General features: G+C 35.6%; 10 protein-coding genes. All 10 read left to right on the top strand.

The window, feature by feature from the left end:
* Positions 1-16 precede the first annotated feature (16 nt).
* The 10 genes from asnB (at position 17) to AC6CH7_RS12045 (ending at position 13,671) form a co-directional block, all read left to right on the top strand.
* Positions 17-1,852, top strand: a complete 1,836-nt coding sequence (gene asnB, locus AC6CH7_RS12090) for an asparagine synthase (glutamine-hydrolyzing) (protein ID WP_498262957.1) — start codon at positions 17-19, stop codon at positions 1,850-1,852.
* Positions 1,853-1,888: 36 nt separating this feature from the next.
* Complete coding sequence (locus AC6CH7_RS12085) at positions 1,889-2,983, top strand: NAD-dependent epimerase (protein WP_498262956.1); 1,095 nt, start codon at positions 1,889-1,891, stop codon at positions 2,981-2,983.
* Positions 2,984-3,463: 480 nt separating this feature from the next.
* Positions 3,464-4,819, top strand: a complete 1,356-nt coding sequence (locus tag AC6CH7_RS12080) for a pectate lyase family protein (RefSeq protein ID WP_498262955.1) — start codon at positions 3,464-3,466, stop codon at positions 4,817-4,819.
* A 115-nt stretch (positions 4,820-4,934) separates the two neighbouring features.
* The gene (locus tag AC6CH7_RS12075) at positions 4,935-6,083 is read left to right on the top strand and encodes a glycosyltransferase family 4 protein (protein ID WP_498262954.1); all 1,149 of its coding nucleotides are present in this window, start codon (positions 4,935-4,937) and stop codon (positions 6,081-6,083) included.
* 52 nt (positions 6,084-6,135) lie between these two features.
* Positions 6,136-7,170, top strand: coding sequence for a GNAT family N-acetyltransferase (locus AC6CH7_RS12070; RefSeq protein ID WP_498262953.1), 1,035 nt, complete (start codon positions 6,136-6,138; stop codon positions 7,168-7,170).
* An 18-nt stretch (positions 7,171-7,188) separates the two neighbouring features.
* Positions 7,189-7,992 carry a phytanoyl-CoA dioxygenase family protein gene (locus tag AC6CH7_RS12065; RefSeq protein WP_498262952.1) on the top strand — a complete coding sequence of 268 codons (804 nt, stop codon included), beginning with the start codon at positions 7,189-7,191 and terminating at the stop codon, positions 7,990-7,992.
* Positions 7,993-8,008: 16 nt separating this feature from the next.
* A complete protein-coding gene (locus AC6CH7_RS12060) occupies positions 8,009-8,983 on the top strand; it encodes a hypothetical protein (RefSeq protein WP_498262951.1) in 975 nt (324 codons plus the stop codon).
* Positions 8,980-10,527 (top strand): GNAT family N-acetyltransferase, encoded by a 1,548-nt coding sequence (locus AC6CH7_RS12055; RefSeq protein ID WP_498262950.1) that lies wholly within the window; start codon positions 8,980-8,982, stop codon positions 10,525-10,527. The genes AC6CH7_RS12060 and AC6CH7_RS12055 overlap by 4 nt, the downstream gene beginning before the upstream one ends.
* A gap of 30 nt (positions 10,528-10,557) precedes the next feature.
* Positions 10,558-12,510: a polysaccharide biosynthesis protein gene (locus AC6CH7_RS12050; protein ID WP_498262949.1), complete on the top strand. Its 1,953-nt coding sequence runs from the start codon at positions 10,558-10,560 to the stop codon at positions 12,508-12,510.
* A 63-nt stretch (positions 12,511-12,573) separates the two neighbouring features.
* A complete protein-coding gene (locus AC6CH7_RS12045; RefSeq protein ID WP_498262948.1) occupies positions 12,574-13,671 on the top strand; it encodes a helix-turn-helix domain-containing protein in 1,098 nt (365 codons plus the stop codon).
* Positions 13,672-13,700: the final 29 nt, after the last annotated feature.

Below are 13,700 nucleotides of genomic sequence, written 5' to 3'. Positions count from 1 at the left end.
TTAGAATTAACATAATATGTGCGGAATATTTGGAACAATAAACTATGAATATCCAATAGAGAACAGTATGATCTTTAATGGTTTATTACATAGAGGCCCTGATGAACAGGGACATTATAGCTTGTATAATGTAAACCTTTACCATACCAGGCTTGCAATTCAGGATTTAAGTGTAACCGGACAACAACCAATGAAGCACAATGGATTGGTGATTGTTTTTAACGGTGAGATTTATAACCATATGGAGCTTAGAAAAAAATATGGTCTTAAGGCTTCTTCGAATTCTGATACATTGACCGTATTGATGATGTTTGAATTGATGGGCATGGATATGCTTGAGGAATTTGACGGAATGTTTGCATTTGCATTATATGATACCCTCAATTTTAGAATGTACCTGGCACGTGATAGAGCAGGCAAAAAGCCGCTATATGTATATAATAAAGCAAAAACATACGTGTTTTCGTCAGAACTAAATGTGCTTTATAAAAAGTGCAGACCTGAGATAGATTATTCTTCACTGGCCGATTATCTGTATGTAGGACACCATTACCGTAAGGCTACGCCATATTTATTTGTTAATGAACTTGAAAATGGACATTATTTAAAGATTGATACACTAACAGGTCTTTGTGATGATGTTTGCTGGTTTAAAATTGAAGATTATTATAAAACGGAAAGATACCCAGATTATAGCGATGCAGTAACGCAGCTTGATGGCATATTGAAGGCTGCGGTTAAAAGGAGAATAGAAAGCTCTGATTTAGATGTAGGATCTTTTTTAAGCGGAGGGATTGATAGCGGATTAGTGACCGCCATGGCCGCTGAACAAACTTCAAAACTTAAAACATTTACGGTTAAGGTTCCGGGATCTTTTGATGAATCGGCTCTTGCAGAGAAGGTGGCAAAGAAATACGGAACCGACCATACCGTTGTTGAAATAGATTTTTCTGATTTAACGAACGATATAGAAAAGATCATATCTAACCATGGTGAGCCTAATTCTGATAATTCCGCAATCCCGAGTTACTATGTGGCCAGGGAAGCCAAAAAGCATATCACGGTTGTTTTAAATGGTGACGGTGCAGATGAGTTATTTGGTGGTTATAGAAGATATGTGCCATTTAAACACATAGATTTTTTTAATCCAAACCAGTTTACAAGGATTGGTTCAAGAATTTTAACGAGTTTATTGCCCGTAGCCAATCAGAAACAAAGTAACTACACCTATATATACAGGTTACTGAAGTTTGGTGGCTATTCTGACTTGGTTAAAATCTATTGCTCAGCCTCTTCAGATCTTTTTGTCGGCTTTGAAGAAGCCTTTATCGAAAGACCAAAAATGAAGGTTATTTCAAGTGATCTTGCAAGAATTAATGAATACTCAATATCGCCATTAAAGAAGTTACTGTTGATGGATTTTGATTCGATGTTGTTCAGCAGATTACTTACCAAAATGGATATTGCTACAATGGCTCATTCTTTAGAGGGAAGAAGTCCTTTTTTAGCAAAAGAAGTTCTTGAATTTGCTCCTGGGTTACCAGACAATTTTAAAATAAAGAAACTTCAGACCAAAGATATTTTGAGAACACTTGGAAAAAAATATCTGCCAGCAGAGCTCATTGAACAACCTAAAAGAGGATTTGAAATACCCCTAAAGAAATGGGTAGATCATGAGCTTAAAGAAATTATCAATACCTACTTGATGGCTCCGGATAATTTGTATTCCAAAATCATAAAAAAAGATTTCATAATGGACCTTATAGGCAGAAAGATTAAAATTTCTGATGAAAGAAGGGCCAAAATACTCTTTTGTGTATTCAGTCTGGAAGTGTGGCATAAAAACCTTTAGGCCTAAATCTATAAATCTAAATTTAAAGCGATCGTTATGAAAGTATTGGTTACCGGTACAGCCGGTTTTATTGGGTATCATCTGGCAAAATATTTATTGGAAAGAGGGGATGAAGTAGTCGGAATTGATAATATTAATGATTATTATGATGTAAATTTAAAATATGGCAGGCTCGCAGAAACCGGAATTGAGGGTTTATCATTAGAATATGGAAAAACGATGAGAAGTTCTAAATATCCAAATTATCAGTTTGTTAAGCTAGATCTCACAGATCATGGCAAGATGAAGAAACTTTTTAAAGGATGTCATTTTGATGCAGTATGTAATTTAGCTGCGCAAGCGGGAGTGAGGTATAGTTTATCTAATCCTAGAGCTTATATTGACTCAAATATCACTGGTTTTCTTAATGTTTTAGAGTGCTGCCGCACGCACAATATCAAGCATTTTGTATACGCAAGTTCATCAAGCGTTTACGGCTTAAACAAACGAATGCCTTTTTCTGCAAGTCATCAGGCAAATCATCCGGTATCAATATATGCTGCCACTAAAAAAAGCAATGAGTTAATGGCGCATACTTACAGCCATTTATTCAAACTTCCAACAACAGGCTTGCGCTTTTTTACAGTATATGGCCCATGGGGAAGACCGGATATGGCCCCTTATCTTTTTACAAAAGCTATCCTGGAGCATAAGCAGATAGATATATTTAACAATGGGAAAATGAAACGGGATTTTACTTATATAGATGATATTGTAGATGGAATCGTCCGTGTGATCGATCACCCTGCCAAAAAAAGCGTCCTATGGGATGCCTCGGCGCCCGATCCCTCGAGTTCAAATGTTCCCTATCGGGTATTTAACATAGGAAGAGGGGAATCTGTAGACCTGCTGGAATTTATAACTGAGATAGAGAAAAATATAGGGGCGATTGCCGATAAAAATTATATGCCAATGCAAAATGGTGATGTTGCAGAAACATGGGCTGACATATCGGTAATGAAGAAAATGCTGGCATATGAGCCAAAGGTTTCCGTATCGGAAGGTGTTAGGAATTTTGTGAATTGGTATAAGGATTTTTACTTGGTAACAAAAAAGGGACAAACTCATTTGGAACGTGTTGTTTATCATTGAGGATTCTCTTATAAAACGATAATAAAAATTATCGATATTTCTAATTTTTGTACAAAGTATATTGTGAGTTTGACGTAAAATGCCTGTTTTGTGACAGAAAAATTACATTTATTCGTGTGTTTAAACATGCTTTTTGTAGTTAATATATACGTCTATATTAATAATTTACTGCTATTTTAAATTAATTTAAAATTTGTACTTGGAAAATATTTTAATCAATTGGTGCCGCAGATAATAATAAGTAATATTTGATTAAGCTAAAAGATATTCTGATTTCCGAATGATAATTTATTCATTTTAATAATTAAATCATCGAGATTTACTAAAATGGATTAGTACATGAAAAATGGTTTTCTTTATAGAAAATCATCGATTTTCCATAATTTTTGAAGTGTATAATGACACGCTTTTTCGCGTTACCATTGTATACTTTTAAAAAATCAAATGGAAAGAAAAAACAAAACATCAAATCGACTGCCCATGAGCCTTCTATTACTGTTAGTTGTATTAACTTTTAGTAAATGTAAAAAAGGCTCGGATGCGGCAACCCCTGAAAATCCACTTACGCAGACTGACACTGGTTTAGCAGCTGTAAGCACCACAAGTGGTATTAAATCATTACAAGTATTTAAAGTTGCAAGCGACGGTGGTTACTCTTACAGAGTTTATGAGCTTCCAGTGTCGGGAGATTCGCAAACCCAGCCTAAAGCCTCAACAATGAGAGTCTTTGAGGATGGAAAAGAACTTGGCCCTGCACATTCAAGCGCAGCCGACATTAGAAACATTGGTAAAGGACGCTTTTGTCATTGGCTTACCAGCGTATATATATCTGCTTCAGATAATAGCGATCCAAGAACCAATGGACGTAAGTATACTTACACCTTAGATGGTAGCGGTGGTTCTGTTGTACAACCTCCGGTAACTAGCCCGGTAGCACCACCGGCAACAGGGAGCGGAGCCATTATTGGTTATGCTATGGTTGACGGTAAAACCACAGGTGGCACAGGTGGCCAGACTATTACCGTAACAAGTTACTCTGCTTTAAAAAATGCGGTTTCGTCTAATACAGCAGCCATTATTAAGGTATCTGGAAAAATTACAGGTACAGGCTATTTAAACGTAGGCTCTAATAAAACGATCCTGGGTATGAAAGGTTCAAGTTTGGAAGGTGTTGGTTTATTAATTTATGGAACCAGTAACGTAATCATCCGTAACATGACTATCAGAAATGTGGTAACCTATTCAAATATAGTTATTAAAGAAGGCGCACACCACGTATGGGTAGATCATTGCGATTTATCGTCTGATAGAAACCATGGGTGGGATTATTATGATGGGCTATTAGACGTTGGTAACAGAGCAGATTATGTTACTTTATCGTACAATAGATTACATGATAGTCATGTTGCTATGTTAATCGGTTTTGGAGATGCGAACACTAACGATATTGGAAAACTTCGTGTTACTGTTTATAAGAATTATTTCTATAATGTTTCTGAAAGACAGCCTTGTACAAGGTTTGGAAATATGCACGTATTTAATAACTATTTGCAAAATGGTAGTGGATATGGTATTGGTGTAACAATGGGCGCAATAGTAAGAACTGATAATAATTATTTTGAAAACCAACACTGGCCGATTTATACTGATTTTAATTCAAAACCAGGATTTGTTAGTGGCGCAAATACCAATATTTATAAAGGTGGTGGTGCTAACAAAATATCAACAGCAGCATCAACATGGGTACCAACCTATGAATACAAATCAGAACTTATTCCTGCAGCAAATGTCCCTGCGACTGTGATGGCAAATGCCGGAGCGATTCTGAGTCTTTAAGCAATAATAATTTTTGCTTTAATAAACATCTTTTTAGGATGTCCATAGTATTAAGGGCCTGTTTCAACTCAGTTGAAACAGGCCCTTAAATATTTACCTATAAATTTAAATCAACATGGTAAAAGAAAGAAAGGTAATCTTGATCTCATGCGATTCTCCACGTTCATTGCTGGATTTCCGAGGCAAATTGATAGAAACATTAATTGTAAAACATGAAGTGATCATTTTTACGCCAAAAATTGAACATCAGGAGATTAAAAATAAGCTAAGTGAAATGGGGGTAAGGGTATATGAAAACGGATTGAATCCGAGTAATGTATCAATAGTCTCTGATCTTAAATATCTTTTTGAATTGCGCAGACTGATTAAAACAACTAAGCCCGACGTGTTTTTTCCTTACACCTTTAAACCAGTTATCTATGGTGCTTTTGTTGCCAGATTTTGTAGAGTAAATCACATTACACCAATGCTGACAGGGCTCGGATACAATTTTTTAAACATAGGTTCAAGAAAAACATTAATTCAAAAAATAACAAGGATTCTGTTAAAATTAAGCCTGAGAGCAAGTAAAAGATTACAGATCATTTTTCAGAACAAGGATGATTACAATACACTGATTCGTGCAAATATTATTACAGACAAGAATATAGCTCATGTAGTGAATGGCTCAGGAGTAGATCTCTCTCATTATGAATATTCCCCTCCCGATTTAAATAACATAAGTTTTTTAATGATTTCCAGATTAATTAACGCAAAAGGAATTAAGGAATACTATTATGCCGCAAAACAAATCAAAGAAAAATTTCCTGAAGTTGTCTTTAAACTAATTGGACCATACGACGATAACATTGATGCCATTAGTCCCGACCTGTTTTCAAAAATAAAATCAGATGGAACTATCCAGTATTTTGGGCTGGTTGACGATGTAAGACCATACATCAACCAATCTTCTGTTATTGTGTTGCCATCATACTACGGGGAAGGAGTACCCAGATGCCTTTTAGAGGGAATGGCAATGGGAAGGGCCGTTATTACCTGCAATTCTGTTGGATGCCGGGAAACAATTAATCCGCTTCTAAGAAAAGCCAATGGTTTTTTGGTCCCAATAAAAGACATTCAGCAATTGGCCTCTAAAATGGAATATTATATAAGGCATACAGATGATGTTGCAAGATTTGGGCTAAATGGCAGAAAATACGCAAGCGAAAAGTTTGATGTAAATAAAGTGAACCAGACCATGGTTAATATTCTGGAGGGAGTATAATCCTAGTACCTAGGAAAATCAGATAAATAGCGCAGTTAAAGAAAACAAATACATGGCTTATCAATGCTTAATTCTCCGCACAAAAGTGGAATGGGATGCTTATGTTAAGCGGGCTCATAATTATGAAGTATATCATACCTGGTGTTATCACTCATTAAATATGGAAGGAGAACCTGTTCTTTTTATTTACGAACAAAAGCACTTATTTATAGCATTTCCATTAATAAAAAGAAATATTGCAGAGTCATCTCAATATGATATGACTTCTGTATATGGATACGCGGGCCCCATATCTAATGTCGATTTCAAAGATATTCCGCAATCAACGATTGAAAGCTTTAAACACGAATTTAGTGATTTCCTGAAATCAGAACGATGTATTAGTGTTTTTACACGATTATATCCTTTTCTAAATCAACATTATTTGTTGGAAGATATTGGAGGGGTTATTCCTAATGGAACTACCATTTACATGGATTTATCGCTAAGTATCGAAGAGCAGAGGTCACACTACGATAAAAGGCTAAAAAGGCAGATAAAGAAACTTCGGGAAACAGGGTATACCATTAAAAATGCCGCCGGACCAAGCGAAATAGCCGAATTTACAGAAATGTACCATAAGAATATGGATCGGTTGGGAGCCAGTAAAAGCTATTATTTTGATGAAAAATACTTTACCGGATTGCTTAATCCAAATGAATTTGAAAATGAACTGGTGCTGATTTATGATGGTACTGAGATGATTTGCGGGGCGCTGATTCTGGTATCCGAAAATGTTGTGAGAAATCACTTATCTGCTACTTCTGAAAAATATCTGAAAGTATCTCCCAGTAAATTGTTGACGGATGAGATTAGTCTGATTGGCAGAAGATTGGGTAAAAAAATATTCCATTTGGGTGGTGGCGTAGGAGGAAAAGAAGATTCGTTATTTAAGTTTAAAAGTCATTTTTCTGATTTAAGAATTAACGACAGGATCTGGTGTTACGTTAATGATCAGGAATCTTATAATGCTCTTTTACATCAAAGAGGTGTGGGGCTAAACCAGCAGTCTACCTTCTTTCCTGCGTACAGGCAAACCAACGCATAACAAATAAAACGTACTATTATGAACAACAAATTTGATTATTCGGAAGCAGATATTACAATTTTTGATAATGTGATCAGCGAATATGGCTGGATCGTATATGAAAATGCTTTAAGTAATGAATTACTTGATGAGATCAATGACTCGTTATTGCCTGCATACGAAGTAAGACATAAGATACAAGAAGCCAATGGCATTGCGCAAAATATGGATGGCACCTTACATCACCTAGTGGAGAAGCAGTTGTTTACATTAAAATTTTTAGAACAAAAGTATGCACATGAGCAAATTATACATTTCTTAAAAGGTAACTATATTTTGAACTCATTAGGAGCGGTAATTAATGTAAGAAATGCACAACCATACGTTCAGCATGTTCACCGGGATGTTAGAACTTTTACAGGATCATTTAAGCTAATGATCCAGATGATGGTTATTCTTGATGATTTTACTGCAGAGAATGGCGCAACCTATATGCTTACCGGATCGCATAAGCATGACAAAAAACCACACGACGAATATTTTTATGATTATGCCGACAGAGCAGTAGCAAGAAAGGGTAGCATCATTTTATTTGACGCCAACCTGTGGCATGCTGCAGGTAAAAACTATACCGATAAGCCAAGGAGAACCCTTACAATGGCCTTTACAAAACCTTTTATGAAACAGCAGCTGGATTATCCAAGATTATTGGGCTATGATTTTGGTGAGGAACTAAATGACCACCTTAGGCAGGTTATCGGCTACAATGCAAGAACTCCTACGGATCTGTATGAGTATTACCAACCAGTTCATAAAAGAATGTACCAAAGGGGACAGGAATAGCTAATTTATTTTCAAAATGCAAAATCAACATTCAAACAAAATGAAATCTATTGGAGGGTATTTAGAATTACAATTATCCAGAGGTGAGGAATTTTATCCCTCGCTATTAAAATTAAATACTGGTAGGAATGCATTTGAATATATTCTCAAAGCAAAGCGATACAAGTTGGTTCACATACCTTATTATACCTGTGAGGTGATGCTGGAGCCACTTAAGAAGTTGGGTGTTCAATTTCAGTATTATACTATTGATGAAAACATGGATCCGGTTCTCGATTTCGAGGTAGGCCCTGAGGATGGTCTGCTGTACACAAATTATTTTGGGCTAAAACAGGATACCGTTATAAGACTAAGTAAGTTGTTTGAAAATCTGATAGTTGATAATTCTCAGGCTTTTTTTTCCGAGCCATTGGAAGGTGTGGATACTTTTTATTCTTGCCGAAAGTTCTTTGGCGTACCAGATGGAGCATATCTTCAATGCACCAGTGATGTAAGACTAAAGCTAGAGAAAGATGTATCTGTAGAGAGGTTTTCTCATCTCATAAAAAGTATAGATATGGGGATTGAAAGCGGGTACGAAGATTTTATTGTAAATAATATTGTTCTTTCCAACAATCCAATACGTAAAATGTCTTCCTTATCTCAGTCGATTTTATCGGGTATAGATTATAAAGCTTGTAAGTACAGGAGGAATTCCAACTTCATGTACCTCCATGATTTTCTGGAGGGGTATAACGACTATTCATTTGATGCTTCTTCTGTAAACGGACCGATGATCTATCCGCTGCTAATCTCTTCTACAGAAATTAGAAACAAGCTGTTTGAAAAAAGAATATATGTGGCTACGTACTGGCCGAATGTTCTGGAATGGACTACAAAAAAGATGTACGAATATTATTTAACAACACATCTGATTGCCATACCAATAGACCATCGGTATACACATTCTGAAATGAAACGTATACTTAACGTATTAAAAACAATATTATGAGCGAAAGTATATTTTTAAGGCCCTTGGCATTTAAGGATGCGATGATATCCTATAAATGGCGAAATAATCCGGAGATATGGAAGTATACACCTTTCAATCCATCGGAGCGAATTACATTGAAAGTGGAGCGGGATTGGCTCAGAGGCGTATTAAAGTGTACTGACCAAAAGAGATTTGCCATTTGCTTAACAAATAGTAAGAGATATATAGGGAATGTACAGTTGCTTGACATTTCAGAGGAACAGGCCGAATTTCATCTTTTTATAGGTGATTCAAGCTACTGGGGCAAAGGGATCGGGGAAAAGGCAACAGTACTTATTCTTGATTATGCTTTTTCTACCCTAAACCTGAAGAAGGTGATGCTTGAAGTAAACAAAGAACATAATGCGGCCATAAGACTATATCGTAAGCAGGGTTTTGTTGGTATCCCAGGTAGTGATAAATACCTGAAAATGGAAGTAATAAAAGAGGATTATATAACTAAAAATAAATTACCGGGCATGAAGTATATCGTTAGACTTGAACAAGAAACTGAGTGGAAAGATCTTGTCAAAAGAGCTTTGAAATATGATTTTTATCATTCATGGACCTATCATTCATTAGATAATACATCTGGAATTCCAATGTTTTTTGTTTATGAAGAAGGCAATGATTTTATTGCTATACCATTATTGAAAAGAGATATTCAGGATTCTGAATATTACGATATGAGTTCGGTATATGGGTATAGTGGTCCCATTTCTAATAAGGATTTTGACAATCTTCCTTCAGATTTGGTATATAATTTCAGGAGTTGTTTTTTGGACTTCTTAAAAGCCGAAAAGATCGTTACCGTATTTTCGAGACTGAATCCTTTCTTTGATCAGGCAGAATTGATGGGAGATTTTGGAGGAGTAGTAGATAACGGAAAAGTGGTGGTCCTAGATCTAAGCCTCCCTATTGAAGAACAGAGAAGCGCTTACCAGGAAAGGGTATTAAGAAAGATCAGGACTCTGAGAAAAAAGGGATATTATGTTAGGGAGGCGAATACAGAGGAAGATATAAAAACCTTTAGCACTATCTATACCTTAAATATGCTGAGAGTGGATGCTTCGAACACCTATTATTTTGATGAAGAATACTTTAAGCGGTTGCTTGATTCAGAGGAATACGACGCAAGGTTAATCTTTGTGTATGATCAAAATGATTATCCAATATGTGGTGCAATAGTAGTAATAACAAACGGAATTATGCAAGCGCATTTATTGGGGACCAGAGAAGAATACCTCGGAGATTCTCCTGCCAAATTGTTAACGGAGGAAATTACGATTCTTGGGCGACAACTTGGTGTGAAATATTATAATCTGGGTGGAGGCTTAGGTTTTAAAGAAGATTCTTTGTTTAGATGGAAAGCTAATTTTTCAAATCTCACTTTCAATTATCATAGTTGGCGTTTTATAGCCAATCCAGAAATATACACCTCTTTGTTATCTCAACAAGAAATCGATCTCAACTCTGAAGTTGATTTCTTCCCACTTTATAGATTGCAAGCTAACAAAGCTTAACCTCCCTTCATCTATTTAACGTTTAATGACATGAAAAAAATTCTATTTTGCGAAAAAGTGTACTCTAGATGGCTGATACTATTCATTGATCAGGTCATTGTAACAATCGCTCTTGCTGCATCATTAATGATTATACAAAAGGAGAGTTTTAATGAAATATTTAACAGTAAATTTTTTCTTTATCTGATCGTTTACAATGTAATCACGGTGGTGGTTTTTGTAGTTATGAGAATACATACCGGAATAATCAGGTACTCTAGTGTTGACGATATTTTTCGTGTATTTAAAGCAGTGTTATTAGCTAGTTTACTATTTGAAGTAGTGGCTTACCTATTTTTATCCACTTATTTTGGATTCAATAATCATTGGTTTGTTCCTATGCTCATCATTAATTTTTTTATCTCTGCCTCGATGCTTATTGGATTAAGGATAACCGTAAAACAATTGTTCCATTATCTTAAAGATCTGGAGGTTGTTTCTAAAGAGGTGCTGCTGATTTATGGAGCCGACAGGTCTTCTTTATTAATTAAGCAGGGTTTAGATGCGTCTTCAGAAAAAAACTTTGAAATATTGGGGTTTGTTGATGATAATCCTGATCGTAGAAATAAACACATTGAACAAAAAAGAGTTTACGGTTCTCATTCTATTCATTACTTGAAAAATAAGTATGGAGTAGAGAAAATGATTGTGATGGAGGATTGTATAAACATTGAGGGAAGGAAGTTTGCAATAGAAAAGTGCATGGAATGTGGAATAAGAGTTATTTCTGTGCCAGCTTCAAATTATTGGTTAAAGGGTAAACTGAGGTTGAGTCAACTCCCTGACTTAAGAATTGAAGATCTGTTACAGCGAGAACCTATTAACATGGAAGGAGAAAATATTAAATCTGAACTTAAAAGCAAGAGGGTTTTGATTACCGGTGCCGCGGGCTCCATAGGTTCAGAAATTGTTCGTCAAGTGTTAAAGTGTAATCCGCAATTATTGATTCTATGTGATCAGGCAGAAACACCATTGCACCAAATGCAGTTAGAGATAGAAGATAATTTTAAGGATAGTGTGTGCGAATTGTTTATCGTAAATATTCAAAATTATGGAAGACTTAAAAGCCTGTTTGAGACATATAGACCAGAAATAATATTCCACGCAGCTGCTTTAAAACATGTACCAATGATGGAGCATAATCCATCGGAGGCCATTTTGACTAACGTAATGGGTACTAAAAACCTTGCTGATCTGGCAATTGATTATGATGTAGAAAAATTTATAATGATATCTACAGATAAGGCTGTTAATCCAACAAATGTGATGGGAGCATCGAAGAGAATTGCAGAAATCTATATTCAGTCGCTTCAAAATTATCAAACTGATGTTGTCCATAGAACAAGATTTATCACTACTAGGTTTGGAAATGTGCTGGGGTCAAACGGGTCAGTTGTTCCACGATTTAGGGCGCAAATTGAAACGGGAGGACCTGTTACAGTAACTGATCCAAACATAACAAGATATTTTATGACGATTCCTGAAGCAGTACAATTAGTGCTTGAGGCATCAGTAATGGGGAAAGGTGGTGAGATATTTATTTTTGATATGGGTGAGCCTATCAAAATTTTGAACTTGGCCATAAATATGATCAAGTTAGCGGGGTTTGTACCTTATACCGATATAAAAATTTGCTTTACTGGATTAAGACCGGGTGAGAAATTGTATGAAGAGCTGTTGAATAAAACAGAGAAGGTTGTTCCAACTTATCATGAGAAAATTAAGATATCGAATGTAATTTATTACCCCTACGAATATGTACAACGAAAGATAGAGGAGTTATTAGCATTGAATCGCTCGAACGATGATAAAGAAGTTGTTCGAAAAATGAAGGAGATTGTTCCTGAATATGTTAGTGCAAATTCTACTTATCAAAGTATAGATGTAGTAAATGTGGAAACTGGAGATCTAATGGATGTTAGTGTTGAACCGGGTGTGAGCTAAGATCGCTGCTTTTAATATCTGTATATCTACCTAAAAATATGCGAAAAAATAAAAGCAAATTATATGGGACCAAGTTTTAATGAAATTTCCATAATGCAAACCTGTGCAGGAATTAGTCTATGGTCTTATTGGGACATGGACTTAGTTTGTCGTTTTGCAAATAAGGAGTTTTTTAAATGGTGCGGTAAGACTCCTGAAGAATTGTTAGGTATTATAAGTCTAAGAGTTTTGTTTAATGGTAGCTATCATGAACATCACCTGCGATATGTGAATAAAGTTCTTGATGGCCAGGTGCAAAAATATAATTCGGAAATTAAGCTGATTAACGGACAAAAATGTTCTGTAACCATCATCTATTATCCTGATGTTGAAAACGGAAATGTTGTTGGTTTTTTTGCAAACATTTATAATAAAAACTTATCAGGTTCGCTGGATGAGAAACTTTTGGGTGATCAATTTAATATTAATAATGAAGCAAAGCTGGGCCATGATACGGCGAGTAATAAGAGCCATCAGATTGCGGATTATCTTGGTACAGTAATTCTGTCTGGTTTTCCAAAGGTTGAACATCTTTCGATTTTACACAGCATTTCGGTGTCTAAATTAATGCGCGATTTTAAAACCACATATCAAACAAGCCCCTATCTTTATTTCAGACGCTTGCAAATGGAATTTGCAGAACAATACATAAGCAGGACAGGCTGCAGTAAAAAACAGATGGCCTTTATGCTTGGCTTTTCAAACCCTGCAAACTATACCTTATGTTATAATCGGTATAAAAGAAGTAAACTGGAAAAAACCGGTAAACGAACTTTTGTGACGGATATTGATGAAAGAAATAAAATTCTGATCACTCAATTTCCTTTACCGGTTGCAATGTTTGATCTAAGTATGAATTATTTATTGGCATCAGCCCAGTGGATGAAAGAATTTGACTTCCCAGAGGGAGACCCTGTTGGTCTGAATTTTTTTGATGCATTTTCAGAATCAAGTTCAGACTTAGAAGCAATAAAAAACAAAATAGATAATGGGAAAATAGAGAATTGTGCGGGGAGCTACGATTTTTACAATAAAGGACATTTGGTTAAATGTATCGTGAATCTTTGGCATAATGAGCATAAGGAAGTAAGTGGCGTGATTATTTACGTTGCTTCATTGTAAATTATTGAACATTAAAAGTAAGTTTATGA

The organism is Pedobacter sp. GQ55, from assembly GCF_059758925.1.
This window is presented reverse-complemented; position numbering and strand designations above follow the sequence as displayed.

Bases quoted from the DNA above. Each gene is read 5' to 3' on its own strand.
- AC6CH7_RS12070 (WP_498262953.1), top strand. From the start codon at position 6,136: ATGGCTTATCAATGCTTAATTCTCCGCACAAAAGTGGAATGGGATGCT.
- AC6CH7_RS12075 (WP_498262954.1), top strand. From the start codon at position 4,935: ATGGTAAAAGAAAGAAAGGTAATCTTGATCTCATGCGATTCTCCACGT.
- AC6CH7_RS12065 (WP_498262952.1), top strand. From the start codon at position 7,189: ATGAACAACAAATTTGATTATTCGGAAGCAGATATTACAATTTTTGAT.
- AC6CH7_RS12085 (WP_498262956.1), top strand. From the start codon at position 1,889: ATGAAAGTATTGGTTACCGGTACAGCCGGTTTTATTGGGTATCATCTG.
- AC6CH7_RS12050 (WP_498262949.1), top strand. From the start codon at position 10,558: ATGAAAAAAATTCTATTTTGCGAAAAAGTGTACTCTAGATGGCTGATA.
- AC6CH7_RS12045 (WP_498262948.1), top strand. From the start codon at position 12,574: ATGGGACCAAGTTTTAATGAAATTTCCATAATGCAAACCTGTGCAGGA.
- AC6CH7_RS12060 (WP_498262951.1), top strand. From the start codon at position 8,009: ATGCAAAATCAACATTCAAACAAAATGAAATCTATTGGAGGGTATTTA.
- AC6CH7_RS12055 (WP_498262950.1), top strand. From the start codon at position 8,980: ATGAGCGAAAGTATATTTTTAAGGCCCTTGGCATTTAAGGATGCGATG.
- AC6CH7_RS12080 (WP_498262955.1), top strand. From the start codon at position 3,464: ATGAGCCTTCTATTACTGTTAGTTGTATTAACTTTTAGTAAATGTAAA.
- asnB (WP_498262957.1), top strand. From the start codon at position 17: ATGTGCGGAATATTTGGAACAATAAACTATGAATATCCAATAGAGAAC.